Raw genomic sequence first — 26,731 nt, 5'->3', positions numbered from 1 at the left:
TTGTCCACGCCGATCATTTCCTTCTGCCCCTTTCTGTCGATACCGAAGTAGCGACAGAAAGGGGCATCCTGGGGGATGGCCGGCGTGCCCATGCACAAACCCGAAAAATCTTCGTGATGAAAGCTGTAGCCTTCCGGCGCTCAGAACCCCAACTCAGAGGCTATCAAATACAACACGACCGCAATGCACGTCGATCGCCACGGAGACGCATATGAGGTTGCGCGACAGCCCTCCCGCATCGCGTGGTATCCGGCGGTGTCCTTGAGGGTCGACTCCTCTATGTACATCTCGTCTATCCAGCCTTTAGCAGCGAGGCCGAGCTGGGCGTTGTAGCACATGAGCCGGACGAGAAGCACCCAGGTGGGGAAATCCTTCTTGGACCCCTAGAAGATCGTGCCGGTAAGCGCCGAGAAGGTCTGCCGCATCCGGCGTACACCCAGCGCCTGCTTCCTAAGGGGGTGGACGAATCGTGGCAGTTGTGCTCGTGGTGGCACCAGGGGCATCTGGGAGCGGGCTTTCAGGCATCGGCTGCCTCGTCGAATGGGAGGTGAGCTCGGCGAACTGGGCAGCCGACAGCCCCTCCACCATGGCGCCGCAGGGGTTCTCGCGGTACGGCATGATCACTCAACCTGTTCGCCAGCGGGCCCATCCGCCCAGGATGTCGCCAAACACGAAGACGGATGGGCCCGCTGGCGATCTCGTGTTTGGCGATGCGATCATACCATCAGGCGTGCCTGGCGGCCAGACCGATCGGGCCGTCTCTATCCGCACTCTGGTTGACTATTCAATTAGTTATTCTATTTCGGTTAAAATTGCTTTCTCTTCGTTTGAGGATAATAGCATTACTAAACTAATTACCCATAAAATAATTACGATGGCAATGGTGGTATAAATAAAATAAATATTGTTCAAATTATTTGAAATGAACTTTATGGATAAAATCGAAGAAAATATTATCGCAAGACTAATATATTGAAAGATTAAAGCAATTCCTTTTCTATAACAAGTCATGGCAATGCTATTTATGATTCCGTATGGAAAAGCAATAACCATATATGCGCAAAGAGCCATAATAGTGCTAACATAATCAATGTGTTTGAAAATGGCCATTATTAAAAGCCAACTGGATATAGATGTACATAATCCGATAATAAGATTAAACATAATTTTACAAATCACAAAAGAACGAAGCCGAACTCCATTTGATAAAGTGTATTCAAGCGTCCCAGTGACTTTTTCAGACCAAAAACTCATTGAATAAAGGAAACCAACAATGCCCATGTATAACTGTATGTATACTACTTCATTTGTAATGTTAAAGCCTTGTTCTCGATTCATAAAGACAGTTATTCCTGTTATGAAAATGAAAAACATAGCCACTGAGAACACAAAGGATCGACCCCGGTTTTTCAAAATATGAAATTCTTTAAAGAAAGTGGCCTTGACAAAATTCGACATGCTATTCCTTCTCAATATTTATATCTTCAAACACCTTAAAATACATAGGCTTCAGCGATTCCCCATTAACAGCTTCTTTCTCAAGTAGTATTGTTTTATTTATAAGAATCACTTTGTTAATTACGCCTTCTAGTAAATCGAGATTGTGAGATGAAATAAATAATGAAGAACTTTTAGACAACTCCTTAAGCAGCTTTTGCATACTCTTTTGCCCCTGTGGGTCTAATCCAATAAAAGGCTCATCTAAAAGTATTAAATCCGGTTTGGAAATCAAAAGGCATCCTATAGAGAGCCTTCTTTTCATCCCTTTAGAGAATTTACTGATCCGTTTCGATCCCGTATCTAAAGCAATAGTATTTGTTATAGTATTGTACTCTTCATCAGTTATAGTCTTTCCTGTTTTTAGCAGTGAAATATAATTTAACTGTTCTCTCATAGTTAAATTTTCATACATTCCATCTCGATCTAGAACTACACCAGATTCCTTATATGTTCTACTAATGTGACCAGACGTTGGTCTATAGATGCCTGAAACAAGTCTCATAGTCGTTGTCTTGCCGGCTCCATTTGGTCCGATTAACCCTATGATTTCTCCGGTGCGTATCGAAAAACTAATATCTTGAAGAATTCTTTTCCCATCAATATCTTTATTAACCAAATCAAATTTTACTAACTCCATAACATCCTCCGTCATTTATTTTAACCAAATCACGCTTACGCGTGAAGCCTTTTTCTTATTATTATGTACTCTGAACACATCTTTGCGGGATTCGGAAGGATGGTCAAATCCGTGTCTCAAAACCGGCAGCCACATCACTCAGGGTAATGACAAATCGAATTGGATCATTTTCCTCTCAGCCAAATAGAATAGGATGTTTCAAACGGATAAAGAACATGCCCATCTTTATCTTCCGTTCTCAGAAGAACTGTGCGGGACGGCAAATCCAGGCGCAAGGGATATATAGCCCATACTCCTCGACGCACTGAATCATTGAATCAAGATCTAACAATCAAGTAAATGAAGGCCACCAGACCTACGTCGAGCTGCGGAGACTTGCATCGGACATCATCATATGGCGGACCACCCTTGCAGTCTCGGGTCACCTGTCCCTTGCCTGGTTGACACCGAACCGATAGACGTACCAGTTGAGGTAGCTTTTGCATGTCGGACATGGGACATGCCCGTGAAGCGCCAGAGGTATCTCTTAAGCCAGGAGCAGAGGTTGTTCACGAGCTCCATGCTCTCAAGGTATTCCGGGTCTCGGGTATGATTTGGAGACTGCTCCGGCATCGCGTATGACCCCGCTGTGGGCGCACTCCCGCTCGTGCACGACGAGCGCGCCTTTGGCTATGTGGCCGCCGAATGCGTCCCTGATCCTTCTCGTGGACGGCTTGCCGTGTCCGCAGACCACGGCGTATGGGTTCTTGAAGATGTCTATCCCAACCGCTATGCAGAGCTGCTGCGAGGAGAGCCCCCGCTTCCTCGCCTGCCCGTATCCGTGCGGAAGGTCCGTATCCACTATGTAGGTCTTACCGATCCAGACGCGCTTCTTAAGGACGATCCTGTCCTGATAGCCGTCCCACGGTGGTAAACACCCGGTACCCCCACTCCCAGACGCTCTGGTGAGATATCTGGAGGGATTTAGCGATGCAGTCCAGGGGCATGCTGTAGCGCATGAGCCGGATGGGCGATACCCAGCCTGCAGCGGGCATGCTCGAAGACGGTCCCTGTAAGCGAGCTATACTTGCTCCCGCATGCGGGGCACTCTCAATCTCTGTGCGCCACTCGGCGCGAGGCCGTCGCGCTTCGTGCGCGCGGACTCGCATGGCGGGCAGCAGGAATGCGGCCTCGGCGAAGGTGTCAAAGCCCGTCTGCTTACGGCAGCGGCGACCGGCTATGGCCTCCGGTGGATCTTCTGCTCTTCGGCCTCTGCGATGCGGGTACAAAAGGGATTCTCCCGTACCATGATCCTGACGATTCCGCTTCGCCCTGGAGGCCACCTGGCAAAACCGTCGCCAAACACAGAGCCGGGTGGGCTCCAGGGCACATTCTCCATTTGGCGTGTGGAATTGTATCACCTGGGCTGTCAGGACAGCCTGAACCGGCCCTCATTTACTTGACTGTCAGAATATTCTTCTCTCGCTGTTAGACCATGATTGACCTGGCGCCCCTGTCCTTCCAATAGCTCCAGAAGGGCTGCTCTATGTCTATGAGCGCACGCCTGGTATGGACATATCTGCCTCCTGCAAGCTTGCCTGAGAGCATATCCTTCTTCTCCCGCTCAGAATGCCTTACCTGCTCTATCCACAGAAAGCAGGCAAGACAAGTGCCCCAGCCACTTCGTAGAAGACCCCATGGAAGAAAAGCAGGAACTCGCGCAGCCTTCGCTGCATCGCATTGACGAGGCTAAGCTCGCCGTGCACGGCCTTCTTCGCCACGCTCGCTGTGTGCTTGAAGACCCCAAGCGAGATGACGTACAGTTTCTTTCGCACTTTTGAAAACCGGATAGCCGCATAGAGAAATATGGCCCCGTCTCGCTACGATTGGAAGCGACCAAGCAAACCAACGGACCAAAGGAAGTGAAAACCATGCCACACGAGACAGTATCATTCGACGAGCCGAAGCTTCAGGACTACCTCGGGGAGCTCGTCAGAAAAACCGTTCAGGACTCACTGAACGCGCTGCTGGACGCGCAGGCAAACCAGATCGTCAACGCAGGCCGCTACGAGCGGCAGGCCTGCTGCTTCGGCCACTACAGGCAAAACCTCACCACGACCTTAAGGGACGTGACGCTTAAGCATCTAGAAGCTTTAGGGGGTGCGACCTTCGCGTCGAAGGTGATCGAGCGCTACCACAGGCAGGAGAGCTTCCTCGAGCAGGCGCTGATGGAGATGTAGCTGGCGGGCGTCTCCACCAAAAGGATACAGGAGGTCTCAGAGATCTTCTGGGGCTTAAGCGTCTCGCCCGCCACCGTCTCCAAGCTCAACCGCAAGGCCTTCGGTGCCGTCCCCTCACGGGCAAGTACCCCCTACGTCTAGCTGGACGGCACATACGTGAAGAGAAACTAGGCAGGCACCTGCGAGGGTGTGGCCATAGGCGTCAACCAAAAGGGATAGTGCGAGGTCATCGGCTGTAAGGAGACCAGTTATATGAAGTCAAGACCTGATTAAAAGATTGTAGAAGAAGTTTTAGGTAAGTAAGTTGTATTGGATTTTGCACTTTGACAGCTGAATATTGAATGCTTTTAGGCGCAATGAGCTTAAGGCTATTGGAATCCCGGATATGGGAATACCTACGTTATCTAGCCCTGTGATTCAAATGGAACCTGGTCCTGAAGAATTGTATAGATGATATGGCAGAGCTTTCTTGCGACAGCCATGGCAGCAACTCTGTGGCGCTTGCCTTCGCTTCGTTTTTTTATCGTAGAAAGCACGAAGCCCAGGGTCGAGCCTGCAGGCCCCTTGGGCAGCAAAGCAAAGAGCACGTCTCAAATACGGCGATCCTCTCTTTGTGATAGAACCTCCTTTAAGCTCAAACTTAGCGGATTGGTTGATAGAGGGGTTGATGTTAGCATAGCTTACGATAGCAGCAACGTTTTTAAATCGAGAGACATCGCCTATCTCGGCGACAATCTGAGCTTCTGTTGTGTGAGAAATCCCTGGCACTGTGAGGATTGAAGGTTCGATTGAATCTAACAGCTTGGCTATTTTGTCATCTGCCTCACAAGCGCGGGCGAGCAGGAACTCTATCTGCGATATGCAGGACTTGATCTCAAAGGATGCCGCTGCTGAGCCAAGGCAAAAGCCTATAGATGTCTTGGCTTTTTGCTTGATCTCGCTAGCCTGATTGCTAGCGGATCTGCCGTGGGATGCCTCTACGATAACCTTCTCTAGTGTCGACTGACACAGATGTGCGATGTCTTCTGGCAGTGGGCACTTTGAAAGTACTGTTAGCGATGCTTTCCCGAACATGTTGGAAAAGATAGCGTCGTATTCGGGAAAGTAGGTGTCCCATGAGACATATGACATGAGTCTTTATGGCGAACACCTGTTCTTTGAGCGACTGCTGGTATCTCGTGAGAGTCTTTAAGGATTTGGTCCTATGTCAAGTTTTCGGGCAGGTTAAACATAACTTTTTTTCACCCTCTCCTGCCAGTCCCTGCTTGAGCTCAGACAATCGCTTCGAATATGCTGCTTCATATTCATCTGGAGATTGATATTTACAATGGCTGTGAATCCGAACCGTATTATAAAACGTATTGATATATTCGAATACATAGCGATATGCCTGGTCATAATTCTCGATTTTGAATCTGTTCAGCCATTCTCTCTTGATGAGTGAATGAAAAGACTCGATGCATGCGTTATCCCACAGATAGCCTTTCTTTGAATAACTGTTTGTCATTTCCCTGGTTGCCTCAAGGAATTCATCTGATACATACTGGCATTCACGATCATTATGGAATACCTTTGGTTTCACTCCATTACGTTCTCCGACAGCCTTCTGTACTGTTTCTACGACATTTTTTGCCTCCAGTGTGCGGCTCAACACCCATGCCAAAATCTTACGGGAGAACAGATCCATGACGCTGGTGAGGTAAACAAAGCCCTTTTCAGTCCAAATATATGTGATATCCGATACCCATACAGCATTTTGCATATCCGGGCTAAACTGCTCATCCAGGATATTTTGCAGTCTCAGATCAAAGTCTGAATCTGTTGTTGTATGCGTCCAATGACGCACCCACAGGGCGCAAATCCCCATCTTTCGCATATATTTTCCTGTAGTCCGTTCGCTAATTGGATCCCCCCCTTATGAAGAACTGCCGCTATTTTCGGAGCGCCATAAATCTGATGTGACTGCTGATAAATTTCCTGAATTTTGCCTTTCATTTTATTATTTCTGTGTATCTTCTGTCCTGGAGGGAGTATGGCTCCTCCAGGCATAGTAACCAGATTTGGAAACGCCGAGATAATACAGTATCCCGCTGACCAAAACATGGCGTTTCGGATTGTTCTGTCTGATCTCATCGGTATATCTTTGAGTCTCAGAATAAACAGTAACGGTCATTTTCCCAGGATAGTGATTGCTTTTTTAGGATTTCAAGGGCATCCTTCGTATCCCGCAGCTGCCGGCGTAGCCGGACAATCTCTTTTGCCTCATCACTTGAATAATTACCGGATCCACAGGAAATGACGTCTCCATCATTTTGCTTTGCGGATGCACTCCAGTGTTTGAGGGCTGATTTGCTTAACACCCAGATGATTAGCCGTATCGATGAGCGTCATCTCTGGATGATCCTTTCTGTACTGGACAGCATCATTTTTGAACTGTTGAGAATACCTTTTACCCTTTGCCATGACTCTTTCCTCCATCTCTTATATATTATGCTGTATGAAAAGGTCATATTTAAGACGTCCTATTTATATGCTAGCACCACCCCTTTATGCTCAATGATTATAAGAATCTGCTGCTTATGAAGCGGGCTTATACCAAAGGGGGATGGGCGATGCAGAATAAGGACCTCCCGATTCTTTTGCTCGCCGGCAAAGAGGATCCCATCACCCTCGGCGTTGATTCCTGGCACCACTCACAGGACTTCCTCAGGGAGCGCGGTTACACCGGTGTCTTCGGCATCCTTTATCTCGGACTGCACCATGAGATCCTCCGCGAAAAGGAGTTCCAGAAGGTCTTCGGCGACATGCTGGACTTCGTAAATAAGATCTGTCCGGTACCGATACAGCAATGATCAAACGACGCTATCAAACTAACGAAAAAATCCTCTGTCTCGGACACACCGAAGCAGAGGATTTGCTTTTACTCCATCTCAAAGGATGCGGGTATTGGGCCTACTTTGCGTCCTTGATGGACTCCCAAGCACCATCCCAGACGATCTCACGGTAACGAACCGGATCGGTGTCACCCTCAGTTGAGAAGAGCAGGACCTGTGAGTCAGAACCGATCTCCAACGCGTCACGGAGATCCTTATAGGCTGGATCTGTCATCAGGGAAGACACGACGCCCATACCAACAGCACCAGACTCACCAGAGGTGACTGCCGGGTCTCCCTTGACTGGAGCTGCAAGCATACGCATACCGCGTGCGCTCACCCAATCCGGGCAGCTAATGAAAGCGTCCGCGTGGTTTCTCAGGATATCCCAACCGATCGTGTTCGGCTCGCCGCAGGCAAGGCCGGCCATGATGGTCTGAAGGTCACCGGTAACGATGCGGGGTTCACCGTCAGCAGCTTTTGCACTCTTGTACAGGCATGCAGCAGCGCCTGCTTCCATAATGATGAACTTGGGAGGATTGGAGGGGAACAAGTTGGCGAAGAAGCCGACCATGGAGGAAGCGAGGGATCCGACACCGGCCTGTACGAAGACGTGAGTCGGACGGTTGATCTCGAGCTGACGGAGCTGATCTGCAGCCTCAGATGCCATGGTGCCATAGCCCTGCATGATCCAGGACGGGATCTTGGTATAACCGTCCCAAGCGGTGTCCTGAACGATTACGCCGTGCTCGGTGTTCTCAGCCTCTTTGGCGGCTAGACGCACGCAATCGTCGTAGTTGAGATCCTCGATGGTGACCTGCGCACCCTCTTTAGCGATGTTGTCGTAGCGGGTCTTCGTGGAACCCCTCGGCATATGAACAACTGCCTTCTGGTGCAGGCGCTTTGCCGCCCAAGCGACGCCGCGGCCGTGGTTACCATCGGTGGCAGTGAAGAAGGTTGCATGACCGAAATCCTTCTCGAGTTGCTCAGACGTGAGGTAGTTAAAGTCGCAGCCGGAAACATCGCGGCCGGTCTGCTCAGCGATGTAGCGCGCAATTGCAAACGAGCCACCGAGAACCTTAAAGGCGTTGAGACCAAAACGGTAGCTTTCGTCCTTTACGTAGAGGCCACCCAGGCCAAGGTGCTCAGCCATTCCCTTCAGGTCAGCCAATGGCGTGACGCTGTACTGCGGGAAGCTCTTGTGGAAAGCGCGAGCCTTTGCGACATTTTCCAGGCTCATGATTTGCAGATTCTTATCCTCATCCTCTGGCATGCGGTTTAAAACCCACTTGAACTTTGGATCCACACGCCCCTCCTATATTCACTGCGTTGCATTTATTGGCCTCATATCGGATGCTTTTAGATGCAATAGAGAATCTCCGGTGGCAGGAATGTCTTCATACTGCCTGAAGAGCTATGCGGCTCGTAAAGGAGATTGGTATCCTGTCCCATCTGGAGTAGATCGCAGATAAGCTGGGCGAAGGCAAGCTTTTGGCTTGGGCTTCGCATCTCTTTTAGAAGCGTGCAGATCTAAATGGCTATAGCGGGGAGTCTGCCAGACTGGCTTTGTAAGGAGATACACCTATGCTCTTTGCAGGTGTGGATATCGCAAAGGTAGACCACCTAATCGGAACCATCGACAACAAAGGGAAAGATAGGTGCCTAATCTCTTTCAGAAGTACCAGCGAAGGTTTGGATAGGTGCTCCTCGTGGGCTAGAAAGTCTGGCAGAACCAGAATTGGATGGCCTGCCACTCATATCTTGTGGAAAAGGGATAGGCAGTGTGTGTCCTTGATCCTGTGCATGTAGAGGCTCTACGCAAACTCAAGGGCTTCGCAGGGTCAAAAATGATACAGCCGACAGCTCTCTCATCGCAAAGACCCTGCCGTGTAGGTGAGGTAAAGCCAACGAAGCTTGCAGATGATACTCTACAGGCTCTGCGATTCTTAATGCGTTTTTGTCAGTCCCTAAAAGAGGTACAGGCTATCTGCCTTTTAGGTTCTCATTTCCCGAAGTGCGAGCCGCTTTTCACTAACATCTTCAGCGTCCCTTCCTTGGCGCTTCTCACAGATGACTCACTGCCCACAAAGAACGGGGCGCCTTGGTGAGGCTAAAGCAATAACAAAGAGGCCGCCAAAAACTCCTGTGGGGCGCACCTTGGGAAGAAGGCTGTGGGTTTTAAGATCAAGCACTGTATCTTTGAGATCGAATATTTGGAAGGCAACATCAAAGACACCGACAAAGCAATGATAGAAGAGCTGCTATGTAAGGTGGAGCCCCTCATCATCACTATCCTTGGAGTCTTGTCACAGGTAGGGTTCACACAGCTACAAAGACAGGTGATGTGTCTCGGCCTAAGAGCAGCTCTCAGATCGTAAACTACGCCGGGCTGAACCACAGAGCGAATCGATCCGGCAAGCTTGAGGCTAAAGGGTTGCCTATCACCAAAGCAGGGTCTTCCTATCTGAGACGCGCTCTGTGGCTTGCTGCAGCAGCTATATTCCTAAGCTCAAAGAGTTCTGTAGAAAGAAGCGATTATTGAGACAAACCCTATAGGGTGGCTGTAGCTGCCGTGGCAAGAAAGCTCTGTCTCATCATCTTTGCCGTGATGCGAGACAAGGTGGCCTACAACCCGAACTGTTTTGTATCAATCAAAAACTGCATACTTTTGTTTGCTGCTGTGCCTATGTTTCACAGCTGCTTCATCTATTGCGCCTAAAAGCATTCGATATTCGACTGTCAAAGTGCAACTAATCCAACACTTACAAAAACAATCGTTAGACATCTCTCCAAAAGATCATGGTTTTTTACTTGACTTCATATAGCTGGTCTCCTTCTTGTGCGATAGCCACCTGCCTGTGGCCATCGCTTTCTTATTTCCCAACTGTCAGTACCGTACATATAGTTTGTATAACAAACTATATGTTTGGTAGGCGGCTCTTATTACACCACGAATTGATTTCTTTGCAACTCTTTAAGCAAACTGATTTGCTGAAGGGCACGTCTTCTCCGCAGACATCACAAAAAATGGGGCTGCACTTGCCCAATGCAACCCATCGGTACCTCTATGATTCGAGGATCTGTTTAATGTGTTCGTACTGCTCCTCACTCGCTTGACAGGCCGGGTTCTGAATCTTGGTTGAGATTGGCAAACCCTTGGCCTTTACGGCGCACTTGACGCCGGAGATAAAGAGGTCGCACACATCGTAGACCTGCACCAAATGTACAATGCGCTTTGCCTTCTCTACCGCGGTTGCCATATCTTCTGCCTCATAGGCTCGGTGCAGCGCCACAAAGGTTTCAGGCTCGACGTTCGTCATTCCGCACAGTACACCGTCGCCTCCACAGGTACGGGTCGGCAGATAGTACTCATCAAAACCGGAGAGCACTCCCACGCTGGGACGTACCGCTTTCACGGCCTGCACTACATGGCGGGTGTGGCTTGCACTGTCCACGGTATCCTTAATCCCGACGACCGAAGGCACCTCCCGCACAATCCGCGCCGCCAGCTTTGGCGAAATATCGGAGCCCGTCCGGTCCGGGAAGTTGTAGAGGATGATCGGCAGGTCGGTCAGCGCCGCGATGCCCTTAAAGTAGGCAACTGCAGTATCCGCTGAAGGCCCAAAGTAATAGGGACACACCGCGACGACCGCATCGGCGCCGGCTTTGTTGGCAGCTTCAACCATGCGCCGCACATCGTTGGGGACGCAATCTCCCACGCCGATAAAGGCCTTACATTTCCCCTTCAGGCGCTTCACCGCAAACGGCACTGCCCTGAGACGCTCCTCGATCGGTATCGCATAGAACTCCCCGATGCTACCGAAGATGAGTACCCCGCTGATGCCGGCATCCGCCACCCGGTCAAGCTGTTTGCCCCACAGCTTATAGTCAATCGTCCCATCGTCGTTGAAGACGGTTATCGCAGGGCAATACACTCCCTGTACGTTCATAGTGTTCCTTCCGTTTATTTCCTTCCGTACATACAAAGCGCCGCTCAGCTACGCGGGGGCGTAGCGAAACGACGCTTAACCTCTCTAACCTTTCTTTTGAAACCTTACACGCGCTTATTCTGCAGGCAATTGAATCTGATAGGCACGTGCGGCATTCTGGCAGAAGAACCCTTCATCGTCGCTGAAGGCATCACGCAACACACTGAAGTTCTCCACGAACGTCGAGTAGGTCTCAACGACGGGCCAGTTCGACGCGTACATGAGCTTGTAGGGCGGGAAGGTATCCTGCACAAAGGACAGCAGGTCGCAGACAAACTGCTCGTCAGCCGTTGGAAATCCCGAGACCTTCACGTAGAGGTTCGGCAGCGTAGCGAGCTTCTTCATAGCGTCCATATAGCCCTGATCGAGCTTCTCCGGATTGCCGAGGTGATCGAGGATCACGACCTCCTCCGGAACCTGAATCAGTGCCTGATAGAGGTCGTCGAGCTCACTGACACGCATGCAAGCATCAAAGGGTTTGTTTGCCTGTGCCATTGCCTTCAGCCCCTGGATAAAGGTCGGACGCAGGCAGTGCCCCTTAGGCTGACTTGGAACGTGGAGCGGCTCACGGATACCGGTAGCATAGACCGGGATCCGCATCCAAGGAGAAACCTCAGAGCGCATCATGTACGCGAGGATGTGGTCACATCCACGGTCGTAGGCGATTTTGTCTTCCTGGATCGAATTGTCGCAGTCCACCTCGACGTACACGCCACCCAGGAAGTCGACATTAGACAATCCTTTATACTGGCTCAGATAGTCGTCAAGCGTATAAGTCTTCGTGATGGAGCCGTCGGTGGTCTCAAGCCACGGTAAGTTCTGCTTACTTAAATCCCACAGGTGAAAGTGAGCGTCAATGACTTTCAGATTAGCCATATCGTTTGTTATGCCTCCTTCTCAGGGACAACTCTGGAGCTCTTGAATCCGTACCAAGCGTCAAACAGAAAGCCAGGAACTGCAATCAACAGGGCGATCTCAATACCAGCAGTGTCTGCGATCACGCTCATCAGAAGCGGGATCAGCGCCGCGCCGATGATAGACATCGTCAGTGCACTGCCGCCGGCTTTCGCAGCGTCACCTTGGATTCCCTTGAGCGCCAGAGAGTAGATCGTCGGGTATCCAATGGAGATAAAGAGGTAGGCGATTAGGAAGGTGATGACCGACACATAGTCAATGCCCATAGCGGTGATTGCCATCAATACCGCAGACAGGACCATATACACGCCCAAGATCTTTGAGGGCTCAAAGCGATTCATCAATGGGGTAGTGATAAAGCGGCCCAAGGTGAAGAGCAGAGAGAGCAAAGCTAGTAGTGATGCTGCCGTACCGGCGCTCATACCGTCCCAGTGCCTCATTGCGAAACCCGAGAACAGTGCCATGCCACCGACCTGCAGGCCGATAAAGATACACTCAGCGATCACACCCAGGACGAAGTGACGCTTTGAGAACAGCTGTTTGGAGACCGGGGTGTCACTCTTCTTGCCGGACTCACGCTCAGCCACATCTCCCGGAGGCTCCGGGAGATGAACAAAGGTGAAGATCATGAGGACGATGAACATGACCACGGCGATCCAGATGTAAAGGTGCTGTGTCGAGCTCATGAAGGCTGCCCGTGCCGCTTCAAAGCCCGGGTTTCCCGGGGCTACTGCTTCGCCCACGATCTGGCCCAGAATCAGAGGACCGACGATGTTGCCGATACCATTGAAGCTCTGCGAAAGGTTCAGACGCGTTGACTCGTGTTTCTCATCGCCCAGCTTGGTGATGTACGGGTTGCAATTCGTCTCGAGCGTCGCGGCGCCAGCAGCGATCACAAACATCGCAAAAAGGAACAGGCTGTAACTCAAAACGTTGGTCGCGGGGATCGTGATCAGGGAGCCGATCACAAAGAGGATCAATCCCATCAGGATACCGCCCTTGTAGCCGAAACGACGCGCGACAAGTGAGGCTGGAATTGCCATAATGAAGTAGGCGCCGTAGTATGCAACCTGCAACAGCGAGGACTCGGTGGAGTTGAGTTCAAGGTAGTTTGCCATAGGGTTATCAAGAGCATTGACGAGGTTCATCGTTAAACCCCAGGCAAAGAATAAGAAGGTTACGAGAACAATGGCTAAGGTTGTCTTCGAGGACCTTCTCCTATCCGAAGCGTTTTGTGCCATGGTCTCACTCCTAGCTCAGCGCACGGTCGAGATGAGCATATCCGCCGTCGACGAAGCACCACTGGCCGGTGGTGTGGGAGGAGCGATCGCTCAGCAGGAAGGCTACGGCGTTTGCAATCTCCTCCGGCTTGGTCATTCTGTGCTCTAGAGGGATCTTGTCGGTAATCAGGCGCAGGCGTGCTTCCTGGTGCGCCTTGTCACCGAAGGTCTTGATCCAATTGGCATAGAGCGGAGTCCAAGCCTCTGCGACAACCACGGCGTTCACGCGGATATCGTCGCCGACGAGTGCGGCCGCCCACTCACGGGTAAGGGCTGCAATGCCGCCCTTAGCGGCTGCATATGCGCTCGTCTTGCCCTGGCCGGTGAAGGCGACTTTTGAGGTGATATTAACGATGGAGCCCTTGGACTCCTTCAGATACGGGCAGGCTTCGTGGGCCATCTCATAGTAGTGGGTGAGGTTCCCGTGTAGGGACTTCTCGAAGTCTCTCCAGGAGGTGGACTCGAGGTCGAGGTTGTCGTTTCTGCCGGCGTTGTTTACGACGCCGTCGATGTGACCATAGCGCTCATGGACATCATCGATGATCGGCTTGATCTCGTCGGTGTTGTTGAGGTCGATAAAGTGGATCTCATAGGTCTTGGTGATCTTCTCCATATCCTCTTTGAAAGCATCCTCAGCACCGTCTTTGCGGTTCAGAGCAATGGGGATCGCGCCTTCGCGCGCGAGCTGCAGAGCGATTGCGCGGCCGATACCTTTGAAACCACCGGTAACGAAGATGACCTTGCCTTGAAGATGCAAATCCATAACCAAACTTCCTTTCTTTCACCGCAACTGGCAACCCGGTGTTGCCTCATACCGCGGACTAGTGCCTAAAGAGAAAAACTTACATATAGTTGCAGAGGTGTGGCAGCGCAGTCTCGGTAAAGCCGAGCGACTCAGCACAGGTCTCCTTGCCGCAGCACACTTCCATCAACTCGTCGATCATCCGATCTCTGAGCTCATCCATCGTCTCCGGTCCGTAGATCGTGGCGGTCGCATCGAAGTCAGTGTTGTCCGCCATCGCCTTTGCGGTCTTGGGGTTCGCGGTAAGCCGATAGACTGGCACCAAGGCGTTACCCGTCGGGGTGCCCAAGCCAGTCGAGAACACGACCAGCTGGCAACCGCCGGCGATAAGACCACCCACGGAGGAAGGATCGTTGCCAGGGGTGTCCATGATCACAAGCCCCTGATGGTGCTTCAGCGGGGCTGCATAGGAATACACCGCTTTAATCGGAGAGTGACCTCCTTTGTGGATGCAGCCTAAGGATTTCTCCTCGAGGGTTGTAAGGCCACCGGCTTTGTTGCCCGGAGACGGATTACCCTCGCGCATCTCAGCGCCAAAGCTCTCTACATAGGTCTCGTAGTCTTTGACAATCTTGAGGATCTGTTTTCCGATCTCAGGGGTTGCAGCGCGACGTGCTAGTACATATTCCGCCCCAAAGAACTCCGGGGTCTCACATAAGACCGAAGTCGCCCCTGACTCGACAAACTTGTCAGAAACTGCACCGATCAGCGGGTTGGAGCCCAACCCGCTTGAGGAGTCAGAGCCGCCACAGTTAGTGCCCAAGATCAGATCCGAGATATCGCAGGGCTCACGCTTGCAGAGCTCAGCTTCAGCCACGAGCTCACGCGCCATGCGCGTTCCCTCATCCATCGCGTGCAGCGTGCCGCCCACCTGCTGGATAATCAGGGTCTTGAGCGGTTTGTCGCAGCGCTTCCTGATCTCGTCGACGACCATATCGTTCTGGCAGCCCTCGCATCCCAGTGAGAGGACAAGCACGCCGTAGACATTGGGGTTTGCGGCGTAGCCTGCGATGGTTCTCAAGGTCAGATCTCGATCCGCATCAACCTGAGAACAGCCGTTCTGGTTGTGAAAAGACACACAGCCTCCCACCGTATGTGCGATCCGCTCTGCCAGATCAGAGGCGCAGATGCTCGTTGGAAGGATCAAAACATGGTTTCTGATCCCCACAGAGCCATCACTACGCTTGTAGCCTAAAAATTGATAGTGCTTACTCACATGGATTCACCTGCCGAACCTTTAAGCGAATCGGTGCTTGCAAGATTGTGCGTGTGGACCCAATCCCCTGCCTTGATGTCTTGGGTAGCAATTCCGATATACTCACCGTACTTGGTGACCTGGGAGCCTTTCGGGATATCGGCTAAAGCAAACTTGTGGAACAATGGGATACCCTGGTTGACTTTGAGCTTCCTGGCCTTTCCGGAGGGATACACAAACTGTACAATTGAACCCTGTTTCAGAGGATGGATTGCCACCGCTACATTGTCTCTATCCTCAATCACAAGAGCGTCTCTCACAAGTCCTCCTATATGCAATGTGTTGCATTTATTGGCCTTTCTTTTATCATTGTTGTTCGTATATCTGAACTGTATACTCATTTACGAACTAGTATAATCATAAGAATAAATCAGCCTATGGAAGAGCTCGACGCCCAATACTCACTGAGCGGCTGTAATCTCTCTGTAAATGGAGGATCGCTTATGGATACCGTAAAGACCGCATTTGTGCCCCACCGCCCAACGAAGCGGATACTCGATATCCTTGAGACACTTGCGAATTCCAAGCAGGGAATGACGTTGAGTGAACTCTCACGGGCGACAAAGATCGCAAAGGGCTCATTGAGCCCGATTGTCCACACCCTCGCTGAGCGAGACTTCCTTCAGTTGGACCCCAGATCACACACCTACAGCATCGGACTCAAGGCGTACCTGATCAGCCACTCCTTCTATCAGCACGATGCGACGATCAAACTCTTAAGAACACAGATGCATGCAGTGGAGGAAGGCTGCCTGGAGACCTGTCAAGTTGGGATACGGGAGAACGACAGAGTCCTCTATATTGCAAAGGTTGATTCTCCCCAACCGATCCGCCTGATCTCCGATGTGGGCAGACGCCTTCCTTTGCAGTGCACCGCGATTGGCAAATCACTCTTGCTCGATTGCACAAAAGAAGAGCTCCAGGCGATCTTCAAACATGGCATGAAGGCTCTCACGGAGGACAGCATCTCGGATATCGACATATTGTATGCGCAGCTTCGGAGCTGCCGCGAGCGGCGCATCACCTCAGAGCATGGAGAGGCACTCGCTTCGGTCCGCTGTGTCGCTACACCCATTCGCGTCGATCACATCATACAGTATGCACTGGGTGTCTCAGTTCCGGCGTATCGGTTCGACGATGAAAAGAAGCAGACCGTGATCAAGCTCCTCGATCAGGCCCGCACCAAACTCGAGGCTGCGCTCAACACCTGAGGATTGGCCACCATCGACGCGGCATGAGAAACGCCCCCGGACTCAATCCGAGAGCGTTTCGCTTTCACTCTGTGAAGTGACAGTCATTCGTCTTTCTTTCCGACGAGATCATGGGTCACATCGACCGCCTTCTCAACCGCGTTCACGATGTTTTGGTAGCCAGTACAGCGACAAAGGTGACCCGAGAGCTGCTTTCTGATCTCATCCCTCGTATAAGTCTTGCCAGCGTTGTACATCTCCATCGCGGACATGATGATGCCAGGGATGCAGAAACCGCACTGAACTGCAAACTCATCTACAAAGGCCTGCTGAACCGGATTCAAGGTACCATCCTCCCCTGCCAGACCTTCGATCGTCACGATATCCTTCCCCTGTGCCCAATCGGTTAGATAGAGGCAGGAGTCCGTTGCGACACCGTTAATCAGCACAGTGCAGGCGCCGCACTCGCCGACCTCGCACCCGCGTTTGGTGCCAGTGAGATGGAGGCGATCACGCAGGGTATCCAAGAGGGATTCACGTGGGTCGTAGCCGACCTGGACGGGCTTCCCGTTGATCGTGCACTCCAAAATACGCATATCCATAGCTATTCAGCCCCTCCATTCTGAGCCGCTTTCACGAGCGAGCGCTTCGCCATTTCCTTAATGAGTTGGTAGCGAAAGTCCTTTGAAGCGCGCCAGGAATCACGCGGATGCGTATCCTTCTGCGCAAGCTCACCGATAATCTCTGCGGCATCCTTCACCTTCATGCCGCGCACCTTATCTTCCGTACTGTGGGCACGGATCGGGGTTGGAGCTGCCACGCCAAAGGCGAGGCGGATATCATCGATGGTTTCTTTGTCTGTGCCCAACTTCACCAGACAGCAGCATCCCATCGTCGCGATCTCAAGCGCTTGGCGTTTGCCGTACTTGAAGTAATAGCCACTCCATCCCTCGTAGTTCTTCTTCGGGATACAGATCTTATAGAGCAGTTCATCGTGCTTTCTGACGCAGCGGCCCGGACCCGTGTACCACTCTTCGATCGGCACAGTACGCTTGCCGGAAGCGCTCACGAGATCGAGCTTTGCGCCGTATGCCAACAACGTCGAACCGGTATCCGCAGAGGTTGCAGCAGTACAGACGTTGCCGCCTATCGTGCCGGAGACACGCAACTGCGGACCACCCGGGGTGTCACAGGCCTGCCCTAACGTCGGCACGGTCTTCTGAATGATCGGGTTAACCGTGAGCGAATGGAAGATGGAGAGTGGCCCGATCTCCACGGCGCCATCGTCCGCCAAGGTAACGCCGGTCAGCTCGTCCTGCAGCTCGTGGATTGAGACCAAGTGCGCTCCGGCATCTTTGCCGGAACGGATCTTGACCAGGACGTCGGTGCCGCCGGCGATAACCTCAGACTGCTCGTCGGCTGCCAGGGTGCGCACAGCGTCCTCAACGCTTGTTGCTTCATAGAGCGATGCGATATCGTACATTAGATTAACCCCTCCTTTTTGAAGCCCTCAGCGAGGCGCTGCGGAGTCATTGGCATGTGATAGAACTTGACGCCTGTGGCATCCAGGATTGCGTCACGGATCGCTGGCGCCGGGGAGATGATCGGCGTCTCACCGACCGCCTTGTTGCCGTACGGGCCGGTCGGCTCATCGCACTCGACGTTCTCTGCCTTCAGATCAGGCAGGTCCATAAAGGTCGGGACCTTGTAGTCCAACAGCGTGTTATTGAGCACGCGGGCGGTCTTCGGGTCGACTTGGACCTCCTCAGAGAGCGCCCAGCCGATGGACTGTCCCATGCCGCCGTGGATTTGCTGCTCGACGAGCTTCGGGTTGATCACACGGCCGTTGTCCTGCACACTGATGATCTTGTTGACGGTAACTTTGCCAAGCGGCATATCGACCGTAATGTCGGCAAAAGAGCAGCCGGTAGCGAGTGCCTGGGTGTGAATATTGACTGTGGCATAGGTGCTCAGCTGATCGTTCTGGTCGAGGTTGTAGTAGCACTCGAGGGCAAGTGACGGCAGCGTGGTGACCACCGCACCGGTCGAATCATAGATTTTGTTGTCGTCGCGCAGATCGAGCGGGAGCCCCGCACTCGGATAGATGCGGTGTGCGAAGCCGAGAATCTTTGTGCGCATCTTCTGCCCGGCCTGCTTGACAGCAGTGCCGGAGACATAGGTCTGACGGGAGGCGAAGGCGCCGGGGTCATACGGTGTCACATCGGTATCCTGGAAAGACACGATGTGGATACTTTCAGACTTGACACCAATCGTCTCTGCGGCCATCTGGGTGAAGACGGTGTCGGCTCCCTGACCGATCTCGGTGGCGCCCATCTGCAGCTGGAAGGTACCATCCTGGTTAAGGGTGATACGGGAGGTTGCGGTCTCAAGCGCAAAGGGGGCAACGGCGGTCTTGTAGATGAAGAAGGCGACGCCGACACCGTGGCGGATAGGACCAATCTCGTTCGTGTACTCTTTCTTTTTCTTATCCCACTCGATGTACGCTTTGCCCTTCTCCACGCACTGCGGGAGCGCAAAGGTGTGCGCCGCCATCACACCATTCGGGATGAACTCATCGACGAAGCCTTGGCGGACAGCGTTCTTAAGGCGGAATTCGACGCCGTCCCAGCCATTGTCGTAGGCGATATCCCCCATCAGGCACTCCGCCGCCCAGATACCCTCTGGCACGCCGTAGGCGCGCATAGCACCGGTGTGGGGGCCGTTAGTATAGACGGTCCAGGCCTCAGAGCGCGTCGCCACTTCCTGACGGTGGTAGAGCCACCGGAAGGAGTTGACCGAGTTCAAAACCAGCGCATGACCGTGGTGGACATAGCCGCCGGTGTTGGAGATCGCTTCGATCTTACGGGCATGGAGATTCATATCATCGTCGTAAGAGGCTTCGATGTCGAACTCCTTCGGCTGCCTGCCAGAGGTATCCCAGAAGAGCTCCTCGCGAGAGATCTCCATACGGACGCAGCGCCCACCGAGCTGCTGGCAGATCCAGGCATTCAGCGGCTCGTAGTTGACATCCTGTTTGGTGCCGAAGCCGCCGCCGATGTAGGGCTTGATCACGCGGACGTTGCCCCAGGGTATACCCAAAGCTTGACCGATAACACGGCGCATAATGTGCGGGATCTGGGTAGAAGCCACGCAGACGATTTTGTCGCCTTCCCCATAGCAGTAAGAGACGCAGGTTTCGAGGTGCACCTGGGACTGCTCACCGGTTGAAGGATGGATCCTGATGTAGTGGTACTTCGGGTCATTGATCGCATCCTCAACGGCCTTGTAGCCATGTTTGGCCAGATCCTCTTCACTCGTCACTGCCAGTGAGTGGCCGACGATGTTGTCCGGCTTAAGGCCCTGAACGGGGTGCTCGGTGCCCTTCATCGATTCCTTCGCGTCGTAGACCACCGGCCACTCTTCGTACTCGACCTTGATCTTGCGCAGCGCCTGATCGCAGGCGACCGTGTTCTGCGCCACTACGACGGCGATGTTGTCTCCGTAGATATGGATGCGGGAATCGAGCAGCTTGCGGTCCGCCATATCGCGCTTGCTGGCGGCGGAGTCCGCATACCAGGGGTGTCCCGCAACCGGATAGGTCCAGTCAGGGACATCGAAGCAGGTAAAGATCTTCACGACCCCGCAGACCTTCTCAGCCGCTGAGGTATCGATCGACTTTACCAGCCCATTGCCGATGGTCGAATGCAGAAGCTTTGCATCGAGGCAGGGTTTGGGGCACAGATCGTCAGTGAACATCGCGCGTCCTGTCACCTTATCGTAGGCGTCAACACGCTTGAGGGACCTTCCGACCTCCCGATACTTCTCCATTGCTTACCGCTCCTTTCTGATGAGCAATAAACTTATCTTGACAGCTCACAGTTTTGCAGAGATGCAAGGGGGACCGCTCTTTTCCTTCGGTGCTAACGAGAACGCTTGTTTAGTAAGTTACTATTCTCAATATTTACTGGATACGATAAGCAAAAATCGATTGCTGACAAAAGGCCCGCTCATCCCCTGATTGGGAACAAGCGGGCTTTAGAAGTCAACACACTGTGTGTTGCTTTGGAACAGGCAAGCGTTAACGGTGCTTATAGGGCGTTCCGTCGAGCGGTAATTTGTTCTGCCCGACGCCGTCCACCTGACGGTAGGCGTTGCGGATAGCAGGCGCCGCGCCGATCGAGGAGATCTCACCGATGCCCTTGCCGCCATAGGCGACCGGGAGCAGCTCATCCTTCTCCACATAGATCGCGTGGATGTTCGGGATCTGTGTCGCGTGCGGCAATCCTAAGATGCCGTATTTGACCTTTGGAACGCAGTCCTTCAGGACAAAGTTCTCAGTTAGCGCATAGCCCATCGACATGAGCACACCGCCCTCGATCTGTCCTTGGATTGCGATCGGGTTGATAACTTTACCGGAGTCGTGCGCAGCATAGATATTGGAGACCTTACGGTTCTCGTCGAGCACCGCAAGCGTCGTGGAGTAGGCGTAGCAGATGTGGCTCTTTGGATACTTCTTGTGGGCACCGAGCTTGTCGGTCGGCTCAAAGTACTCATAGGCGAACTGGCAGCCCTCAAGCTTCTTGAGCGCGCCTTCAGGGTCCTTCACGGTCTGAGTGTGACCCGCTTTCAAGGTCTTCGGATCACTGATCGTATACGTGGTGCCGTCCGCAAAGGTCATGTGGATGCCGTCGCCCTTGGCGCTTACCTTGCCCTTCGGCACTTCCTCACCGCGTTCGACCTTCTCCATTGCGTCGCGCAGCAAGAATGCCGCACCACGGACTGCCTCGCCAGTGATAACGGTTTGCCGGGATCCGGAGGTGGTACCAGAGTCCGGAGCGGCTTCAGTGGAACACTCACCGTTGCGGATCGCCTCACGCGGAAGGCCGGTTGCCTCAGAGAGATCCTGCATAAAGATCGTATTGCAACCCTGGCCGATATCGGAGGTGGCGGAGTAGATGACAGCCTTGCCGTTCTCTACGTGGATGTTCGCACGGCCTGCATCCGGAAGTCCGACGCCGACGCCGGAGTTCTTCATTGCGCAGGCGAGACCCGCATGGTCTTTGTTCTTCTCGTATTCATCTCTGATTGCGAGCAGGGTCTCCTTGAGCGCGGTGGAACGGTCAGCGATCTGGCCGTTCGGGAGGACAGCGCCCGGCTCAATTGCGTTGTTATAGCGGATCTTCCAGCGGTCAATACCGGCTTTATCCGCCAGCTCGTCGATCAGAGATTCCAGCGCAAACTCAGTCTGGCATACGCCGAAGCCACGGAAGGCACCCGCAGGCGGGTTGTTTGTGTAGTAGCCATAGCCACGGATATCGGTGTTTTGGTACTTGTATGGACCAACCGAGTGGGTGCAGGCACGCTCGAGGACCGGGCCACACAGACTCGCATAGGCGCCCGTATCAAAGTGGATGTCTGCATCGAGGCCGGTGAAGAGGCCCGCCTTATCGCAGCCGAGCGTATAGGTGCAGCGCATCGCATGGCGCTTCGGGTGAAAGTTGATGGACTCCTGACGGGTCAGTTTCACCTTCACCGTACGATTGAAGTGGAAGGCTGCCAAGGCCGCGAGGTGCTGGACGGAGACGTCCTCCTTGCCGCCGTAGCCACCGCCGACGAGCATCGTCTGAACGACGACACGCTCCGGGGTCTTGTCCCACCCGAACATGTGGGCGACCTCTTGGCGGGTATCGTAGGCACCCTGGTCGGTGGAGAGGATCTTGACACCATTCTTGTACGGGAAAGCGACTGCGCACTCCGGCTCGAGGAAAGCGTGCTCGGTGAACGGGGTCTCAAAAGTCCCGGTCACGGTGTAGGCGGAGTTCCTCAGCGCCTCCTTCGTATCACCACGAGTAATGTGGCGCTGCTGGCAGATGTTGTTGTGCAGGACCACATGGTTGCCAAAAGCATTGAAGCTTGTGTGGATCAATGGGGCATCCGGCTTTGCCGCCTCATCGATGTTGCGGACCGGATCAAGCTCTTCGTACTCGACATCGACGAGCTTCTTGGCCCGCTCCAGGATCTCCGGAGTCTCAGCGACGACCATGCACAGCGCATCGCCCATCGAGCGGGTGATGTCGCCTTCAGCGATAAAGACATCCCAGTCGCGGATCAGGTGGCCCACCTGGTTTACTGGCACATCCTCAGCCCTAAGGACGCCGACCACACCCGACAGCGCTTCTGCCTCAGTGGTGTCAATCTTTAAGACCTTGGCGCGCGGATACTTCGTACGCACGCAGGAGCCGTATGCCATGTCCGGATAATCCTTCACGGTGACATCGTCGGGGAACTTGCCGTAGCCCAAGACCTTCTCACGGACATCATTTCTGAAGGCCGGGACACCAACGCCGTACTTGTCGCCCTTTTCGAGCTCGTAGTCGAGCTTTTCCTCACCGCGCAGGACCTTACCTGCAAGGTCGATACCCTCGATGATCTTCTTGTAGCCGGTGCAACGGCAGATATTACCGTTGATGGCTTTCTTGATGTCCTGCTCGGTCGGGTTCGAATTCTTTCTCAGCAGCGCCACACCGCTCATCACCATGCCTGGCGTACAGAAGCCGCACTGAACAGCGCCACGGGCACCGAAGGCATAGACGAAAGCTTCCTTCTCTTCATGGGTCAGACCCTCGACGGTGGTGATCTCTTTACCGTTGGCGCGCTTCGTGTTCAGCACGCAGCTCTTCATGGCTTTGCCATCCACGAGCACGGTGCACGCGCCGCAGGCGCCCTCAGAGCAGCCATCCTTTACGGAGAGGAGGCCCAGATCATCGCGCAGATAGCGCAGCATCGATTTTTGCTCTGTGGTCGTATGCTCGACGCCGTTTACCACAAAACGGTACTCATCTGCCATAGTCACACCTCTTTCAGCGGTAGATCAGCGCGCTCGTCACACCAATCTACCTCAGTTAAAAGAACCAAAGAAAAAGTTAAGGGAACATTGGGTTCGCCTGACCAGCGCTTAGCGCTCAAGCAGATAGCCGTAAGAATCACGGACAGTCTGGATCATCTTGCGCACGTTCTCAGGAAGGCCACAGCTCTCGTCGTCGATGTTGTAGACAGCGGCCTTTCCATCGAAGCGGACGAGCATGCCATCCTCGGTCTTCAGGAAGCCCTCGTTGTCAGAGTCATCAAAGTCCTCACGGCTCCAGAACAGGGTGAGCTTGTCCTTGTACGGACGGCCCGCATAAGGGCAGAACACAGCGCAGTTGCCGCACTCGTTGCACATGCCATCCATATGGATGATCTGGCGCTCGCGCATACCCGGAACGCGGACAGCGACGTTAGCGCGATTCGGGCAGACCTCAACGCAGGTCTCGCAGACGGTCGGACAGCCCAAGCAGCGCGGTCCCTCTGCTATCGTGCACTTGTCAAACAGGTGTCCACGGGAGGCAAGTGGCTCGTCGTAGTTAGGATTGATGTTCTTCGCAGCCTGTCCGTCGAAGGTGGCGCCGGAGAGTACGTGTGCGACGGTCTGGGCGTCAGCCTCAACCTTCACAATCACGGACGGTCCACGGCGGGCATCGCCGATTGCGTAGACATGGTCACGGGAAGTCTTGAGGTTCTCATCGACCACCGGGCGACCCTTACGGTCGACCTCGATGTTGGAAGCAGTGAAGACATCCTGTTCGACGCGCTCGCCGATTGCGGAGATGATCGCGGTTGCCGGAACATCTTGGGTCTTGCCGGTCGGAACCGGGCGACGGCGTCCGGACTCATCAGGCTCACCGAGCTCCATAACCTCACAGGTGAGGATGCCGGCCTTCTGGGATTTCGGAGCGAGTAGCTCGAGGAACTCGACGCCTTCGTCGATGGCCTCCTGCAACTCTTCCTCATCTGCCGGCATATAGCGGCGGTTACGACGGTAGACCAGACGGACATTCTTGACGCCAAAGACGCGCTTTGCAGCGCGGGCGACATCCATTGCGGTGTTACCGCCGCCAACCACGACGATGTCAGTGCCAAGCTCGACGGAGGACGGATCCGCTCTGAAGGCCTCCAGGAATTCAAGGGCATCCAGGAGCTTGGCGGAGCCATCGGTCTGATCCTCAGAGAGGACGCCCCTGCCCTTAGCCCAGGCACCCACGGCGATTACGACATCGGTGTAACCCTGGTCGAGCAGCTCATCTGCGCTCTTGATGTTCTTGCCAGTCTCGAAGCGGGCACCGTAGGCACGGCAGAGCTCCACATCGTGGGCGATTGCGCCGTCGCTGATACGGAAGCCAGGGATTACACGGCGTGGAACGCCACCTAGGACCATAGCGCGCTCGAAGACGGTGACGGAGACGCCGACACGGGAGAGGAAGGAAGCGACGGCCAAGCCAGCCGGGCCGCCACCGATTACGGCGACGTTTTTGTCCTCCTGCTCACCGCGCGGTGCGAGTTCCTTGATTACGGTGTCAAAGCCCTTCTGAGCAGCCAGAAGTTTGTAGTCACGGATATGGACAAACTCTTCGTAATAGTTGCGCATGCAGACGTTGCAGCAGCCATGCGGGCACAGCGTACCGGTCATGAACGGTAGCGCGTTGCTCTCGAGGATGATGTGCAGCGCCTCCGCGTAGTCTCCCCTATTGCAAGCCATCAGATACCCCGGGATATCCTGATGGATCGGGCACTGCTCGCGGCACGGCGCTATGAAGCAGTCAAGCAGCGGGAGCGGCTTGTCGATGTGGCGCTCCGGGAACAATTTGATTGAATGCCGCAACTGTGGAGTGTATGGGATCTGGTCAACCAGTTTGTCGAGGGCTTTCACGTCGACGCCACTGAACGGCTTGTCGTCGACGTCCTCGAGGATCTTGGCGATCTGCTGCTGTCTGCCGTATCCGCCCGGCTTCAGCAAGTTTGTTGCCATTGTCACTGGCCAGATGCCAGCATCGATGAGACCGTAAATGTTGGTGACATCCGCGCCACCGCAGTAGGAGATGCGCAGCTTTCCGCCAAACTCGTTTGAGAGCATATCCGCCAGGGTCAAGGACAGCGGATAGAGCGCGCAGCCGGACATGTACATCTCTTCGCTCGGGAGCTCTCTGCGCGTCACATCGACTGGGAAGGTGTTGGTCAGCTTGACACCGAAGTCGAGGCCCTGCTCGTCGGCGAGCTTCTGCAGGCGCTTGAACATCGGAATTGCATCCTTCCACTGCAGGTCCTCGTCGAAGTGATGCGAATCGAAGATGATGTAGTCAAAGCCGAGCGAGTCGAGGAGCTTGCGGGCCTTCTTGTAGCCTACAAGCGTCGGGTTGCACTTGATAAAGGTGTTAAGGTGCTTATTCTCGATCAAGTGTGTGGCGATACGCTCGATCTCCTCAGGCGGGCAGCCGTGCAGGGTGGATTCAGTGATGGAGTCTGAGACGTACGGCGTGATGGACTCAACGAAGGCCTTATCGACGTGCTTGAAACGGTCGAGGTTATCCTCAAGCCACTCGATCGCGCCCTTGAAGGCCTCGGTGTTAGAGGCATCCATCAGGTTGTCGATGAAGCCGTCAACCTTGGGAGTCTTAATTCCCTTCAGGTCATAGCCCACGGACATATTGAAGACGAAGCCGTCCGGATCGCCAAAACCGAATTCCTTGGCCAGTACCTTGCAGACGACCCAAGCTTTGATGTACTCATCCTGCGCCTCAATCACGGTGAGCTCGGTGGACCACTCGCAGTTATAGCCCTCATCGTTTGCCAGAATGCAGGGCTTGTTCACGCACTTGGAAAGCTCACGGCCATCCATCTGTTGGACCGTCTTGAGCTCGAAGAAGCGTGCCCCAGTCACATAGGCCGCGATAAGGTTCTGTGCCAGTTGGGTGTTCGGTCCAGCGGCGGTGCCGAACGGGGTCTCAATCTTCTCCTTGAAGATCGGGCGGGCTCCGCCCTTGTGGAAGACGAGCTTGTCCTCACCGAAGATGGTGCCCTGGTTCTCATACTCGTTCAGGATCCAGTCCATCAGGTGTGCAAATGAGATTGGGCGCATAATATCGCTCATGGTTGTTCCTCTCCAGATGTACCTCCCGCGGGAACACGCATGCATATGGCGCCGCGGGCAGTCCATACGCGCTGAACAGAAGGCCCCTCTCATGTCCTTCTCAAATC

Annotated in this window: 24 protein-coding genes and 1 pseudogene; 4 read left to right on the top strand and 21 right to left on the bottom strand. The window is 53.6% G+C overall.

Annotated features, from left to right (window positions below):
* Window positions 1-140: 140 nt before the first annotated feature.
* The 6 genes from J4859_RS04955 to J4859_RS04930 form a co-directional block, all read right to left on the bottom strand.
* Window positions 141-338, bottom strand: coding sequence for a hypothetical protein (locus tag J4859_RS04955; RefSeq protein WP_212333526.1), 198 nt, complete (start codon window positions 336-338; stop codon window positions 141-143).
* A gap of 112 nt (window positions 339-450) precedes the next feature.
* Window positions 451-618 carry a hypothetical protein gene (locus J4859_RS04950; protein ID WP_212333523.1) on the bottom strand — a complete coding sequence of 56 codons (168 nt, stop codon included), beginning with the start codon at window positions 616-618 and terminating at the stop codon, window positions 451-453.
* Window positions 619-792: 174 nt separating this feature from the next.
* On the bottom strand, window positions 793-1,458 hold the full coding sequence (locus J4859_RS04945) for a hypothetical protein (RefSeq protein ID WP_212333520.1): 666 nt from the start codon (window positions 1,456-1,458) through the stop codon (window positions 793-795).
* 1 nt (window position 1,459) lies between these two features.
* Window positions 1,460-2,137, bottom strand: a complete 678-nt coding sequence (locus J4859_RS04940; RefSeq protein WP_212333517.1) for an ATP-binding cassette domain-containing protein — start codon at window positions 2,135-2,137, stop codon at window positions 1,460-1,462.
* Between the two features lie 565 nt (window positions 2,138-2,702).
* Window positions 2,703-2,978: a hypothetical protein gene (locus J4859_RS04935; RefSeq protein WP_212333326.1), complete on the bottom strand. Its 276-nt coding sequence runs from the start codon at window positions 2,976-2,978 to the stop codon at window positions 2,703-2,705.
* 781 nt (window positions 2,979-3,759) lie between these two features.
* Entirely contained in the window at window positions 3,760-3,897 is a 138-nt protein-coding gene (locus tag J4859_RS04930) for a hypothetical protein (RefSeq protein ID WP_212333514.1), read from the bottom strand.
* Between the two features lie 150 nt (window positions 3,898-4,047).
* Between J4859_RS04930 and J4859_RS04925 the strand changes: the two genes are divergently transcribed.
* The gene (locus J4859_RS04925; RefSeq protein ID WP_212333511.1) at window positions 4,048-4,356 is read left to right on the top strand and encodes a transposase; all 309 of its coding nucleotides are present in this window, start codon (window positions 4,048-4,050) and stop codon (window positions 4,354-4,356) included.
* A gap of 417 nt (window positions 4,357-4,773) precedes the next feature.
* Here J4859_RS04925 and J4859_RS17515 read toward each other — a convergent pair whose 3' ends face one another.
* The 3 genes from J4859_RS17515 to J4859_RS04910 all read right to left on the bottom strand — a co-directional run bounded on the left by J4859_RS17515 (window position 4,774) and on the right by J4859_RS04910 (window position 6,819).
* On the bottom strand, window positions 4,774-5,430 hold the full coding sequence (locus J4859_RS17515) for a transposase (RefSeq protein WP_371812222.1): 657 nt from the start codon (window positions 5,428-5,430) through the stop codon (window positions 4,774-4,776).
* 133 nt (window positions 5,431-5,563) lie between these two features.
* The gene (locus J4859_RS04915) at window positions 5,564-6,259 is read right to left on the bottom strand and encodes an IS3 family transposase (protein ID WP_256436858.1); all 696 of its coding nucleotides are present in this window, start codon (window positions 6,257-6,259) and stop codon (window positions 5,564-5,566) included.
* Between the two features lie 404 nt (window positions 6,260-6,663).
* Window positions 6,664-6,819 (bottom strand): hypothetical protein, encoded by a 156-nt coding sequence (locus J4859_RS04910; protein WP_212333504.1) that lies wholly within the window; start codon window positions 6,817-6,819, stop codon window positions 6,664-6,666.
* Window positions 6,820-6,905: 86 nt separating this feature from the next.
* On the opposite strand from J4859_RS04910, the gene J4859_RS04905 reads away from it, so the two are divergent.
* Entirely contained in the window at window positions 6,906-7,208 is a 303-nt protein-coding gene (locus tag J4859_RS04905; RefSeq protein WP_212333501.1) for a hypothetical protein, read from the top strand.
* 100 nt (window positions 7,209-7,308) lie between these two features.
* Here J4859_RS04905 and dpaL read toward each other — a convergent pair whose 3' ends face one another.
* Window positions 7,309-8,535, bottom strand: a complete 1,227-nt coding sequence (gene dpaL, locus J4859_RS04900; RefSeq protein WP_212333498.1) for a diaminopropionate ammonia-lyase — start codon at window positions 8,533-8,535, stop codon at window positions 7,309-7,311.
* A 1,035-nt stretch (window positions 8,536-9,570) separates the two neighbouring features.
* Between dpaL and J4859_RS17510 the strand changes: the two are divergent.
* Window positions 9,571-9,771, top strand: a pseudogene (locus J4859_RS17510) (transposase); the annotation flags it as partial.
* 523 nt (window positions 9,772-10,294) lie between these two features.
* Here the strand turns inward: J4859_RS17510 and J4859_RS04890 are convergent.
* From J4859_RS04890 to J4859_RS04865, 6 genes are all read right to left on the bottom strand, one after another.
* Window positions 10,295-11,179, bottom strand: coding sequence for a dihydrodipicolinate synthase family protein (locus J4859_RS04890; protein WP_212333492.1), 885 nt, complete (start codon window positions 11,177-11,179; stop codon window positions 10,295-10,297).
* A 114-nt stretch (window positions 11,180-11,293) separates the two neighbouring features.
* Complete coding sequence (locus J4859_RS04885; protein WP_212333489.1) at window positions 11,294-12,094, bottom strand: amidohydrolase; 801 nt, start codon at window positions 12,092-12,094, stop codon at window positions 11,294-11,296.
* A gap of 8 nt (window positions 12,095-12,102) precedes the next feature.
* On the bottom strand, window positions 12,103-13,374 hold the full coding sequence (locus J4859_RS04880; protein WP_212333486.1) for an MFS transporter: 1,272 nt from the start codon (window positions 13,372-13,374) through the stop codon (window positions 12,103-12,105).
* A gap of 10 nt (window positions 13,375-13,384) precedes the next feature.
* Window positions 13,385-14,176 (bottom strand): SDR family oxidoreductase, encoded by a 792-nt coding sequence (locus tag J4859_RS04875; protein ID WP_212333483.1) that lies wholly within the window; start codon window positions 14,174-14,176, stop codon window positions 13,385-13,387.
* A gap of 79 nt (window positions 14,177-14,255) precedes the next feature.
* Complete coding sequence (locus tag J4859_RS04870) at window positions 14,256-15,431, bottom strand: UxaA family hydrolase (protein WP_212333480.1); 1,176 nt, start codon at window positions 15,429-15,431, stop codon at window positions 14,256-14,258.
* Window positions 15,428-15,730 carry a UxaA family hydrolase gene (locus tag J4859_RS04865; RefSeq protein WP_212333478.1) on the bottom strand — a complete coding sequence of 101 codons (303 nt, stop codon included), beginning with the start codon at window positions 15,728-15,730 and terminating at the stop codon, window positions 15,428-15,430. Before J4859_RS04865 ends, J4859_RS04870 begins: the two co-directional genes overlap by 4 nt.
* 183 nt (window positions 15,731-15,913) lie before the next feature.
* Between J4859_RS04865 and J4859_RS04860 the strand changes: the two genes are divergently transcribed.
* Window positions 15,914-16,681 (top strand): IclR family transcriptional regulator, encoded by a 768-nt coding sequence (locus J4859_RS04860; protein WP_212333475.1) that lies wholly within the window; start codon window positions 15,914-15,916, stop codon window positions 16,679-16,681.
* A gap of 83 nt (window positions 16,682-16,764) precedes the next feature.
* Here J4859_RS04860 and xdhC read toward each other — a convergent pair whose 3' ends face one another.
* From xdhC to ygfK, 5 genes are all read right to left on the bottom strand, one after another.
* Complete coding sequence (gene xdhC, locus J4859_RS04855; protein ID WP_212333473.1) at window positions 16,765-17,262, bottom strand: xanthine dehydrogenase subunit XdhC; 498 nt, start codon at window positions 17,260-17,262, stop codon at window positions 16,765-16,767.
* A gap of 2 nt (window positions 17,263-17,264) precedes the next feature.
* Window positions 17,265-18,143 carry a xanthine dehydrogenase subunit XdhB gene (gene xdhB / locus J4859_RS04850; protein WP_212333470.1) on the bottom strand — a complete coding sequence of 293 codons (879 nt, stop codon included), beginning with the start codon at window positions 18,141-18,143 and terminating at the stop codon, window positions 17,265-17,267.
* A complete protein-coding gene (gene xdhA / locus J4859_RS04845) occupies window positions 18,143-20,488 on the bottom strand; it encodes a xanthine dehydrogenase subunit XdhA (protein WP_212333467.1) in 2,346 nt (781 codons plus the stop codon). Before xdhA ends, xdhB begins: the two co-directional genes overlap by 1 nt.
* A gap of 250 nt (window positions 20,489-20,738) precedes the next feature.
* Window positions 20,739-23,507, bottom strand: a complete 2,769-nt coding sequence (gene xdh / locus J4859_RS04840; protein ID WP_212333451.1) for a selenium-dependent xanthine dehydrogenase — start codon at window positions 23,505-23,507, stop codon at window positions 20,739-20,741.
* Window positions 23,508-23,615: 108 nt separating this feature from the next.
* Window positions 23,616-26,624 carry a putative selenate reductase subunit YgfK gene (gene ygfK / locus J4859_RS04835; protein ID WP_212333448.1) on the bottom strand — a complete coding sequence of 1,003 codons (3,009 nt, stop codon included), beginning with the start codon at window positions 26,622-26,624 and terminating at the stop codon, window positions 23,616-23,618.
* Window positions 26,625-26,731 lie beyond the last annotated feature (107 nt).

The organism is Atopobium sp. oral taxon 416 (assembly GCF_018128285.1).
In the GTDB taxonomy this organism is placed as follows: domain Bacteria; phylum Actinomycetota; class Coriobacteriia; order Coriobacteriales; family Atopobiaceae; genus Olsenella_L.
The sequence above is the reverse complement of the archived record's forward strand: the minus strand, read 5'-3'. Positions and strand labels throughout refer to the sequence as shown.